The 747-nt window shown below is 43.0% G+C and carries 3 protein-coding genes; all 3 read left to right on the top strand.

Annotation, left to right across the window (positions count from 1 at the left end; genetic code table 11):
* Positions 1–131 precede the first annotated feature (131 nt).
* Complete coding sequence (locus tag C9E89_RS22965; protein WP_107010343.1) at positions 132–317, top strand: hypothetical protein; 186 nt, start codon at positions 132–134, stop codon at positions 315–317.
* On the top strand, positions 310–480 hold the full coding sequence (locus C9E89_RS23600) for a hypothetical protein (protein ID WP_171405205.1): 171 nt from the start codon (positions 310–312) through the stop codon (positions 478–480). The genes C9E89_RS22965 and C9E89_RS23600 overlap by 8 nt, the downstream gene beginning before the upstream one ends.
* On the top strand, positions 477–747 hold a 271-nt coding region (locus tag C9E89_RS22960; protein ID WP_116746716.1), incomplete at its 3' end, for a PDDEXK family nuclease. The genes C9E89_RS23600 and C9E89_RS22960, both read left to right, overlap by 4 nt.

The raw sequence follows: 747 nt of genomic DNA, 5'->3' as shown, positions 1-747 counted from the left end.
TGATGCAGCATCAAATCTTGCAACGCAATGGCATGGCTTAAAAATCAAAGGTATTGCACCTGAGCACCGAGCTTATGAGGATGCATTAAACAAATGTGCTGATGAGTTGGAAAAAGCCCTGCGAGGTGAGCGTGAATAACCCATTTCGTATTGGTGATAGCGTGATGCATGACGTTGAAGCATGGCAACAGCCAGCGAGTACGCTCACTGTGACATATATTAAAAATCTTGTAGTTGTAGCAGTGGACAATAGTGGACAAAAGTTTATTGGAAACTTTGGGTGCTTTACTTTGATTAAGCGAGATGGGAATGAATAACAAATTCAAAATAGGTGACCTTGTGCGAGTTGATACTTTGCCTGATGCGCCTTTACGTGAAGTTTTAGGGGTGAGAGGTGATTTCATTTTAATCAACTTTGGAGGTTGGGAAGGATGGGTGCAGGCTGGCGCATATGAGCTGATTTTGAGTAGTAAATTATGAGCAGCATGTCAACTGCTGAGTATAAAAAGTTATTTGGAAAATCACGGCGTACCAAGCGCCGTGTTGTTGTGAAGAAGGAGCGAGTTGTTAGTGAGGGTGAGGCTAAACTCGCTCAGCATTTGAAGTCGTACAAGATCGAGTTTCAGACTGAGTTTCAGTTTAATCCGGAACGGAAGTGGAGAGCAGATTTTTATATTTTAGGTAGTAAGGTTTTAATCGAGGTTGAAGGTGGGATCTGGAGTAATGGGAGGCATACAAGGGCACAGG

The organism is Acinetobacter sichuanensis (assembly GCF_003024515.2).
GTDB classification, from domain to species: domain Bacteria; phylum Pseudomonadota; class Gammaproteobacteria; order Pseudomonadales; family Moraxellaceae; genus Acinetobacter; species Acinetobacter sichuanensis.
Note: the sequence above shows the minus strand (reverse complement) of the source record. Positions and strands in the feature narration are given on the sequence as shown.

Excerpts from the sequence above, each read along its gene's own strand:
- C9E89_RS23600 (WP_171405205.1), top strand. The coding sequence starts at position 310 with ATGAATAACAAATTCAAAATAGGTGACCTTGTGCGAGTTGATACTTTG.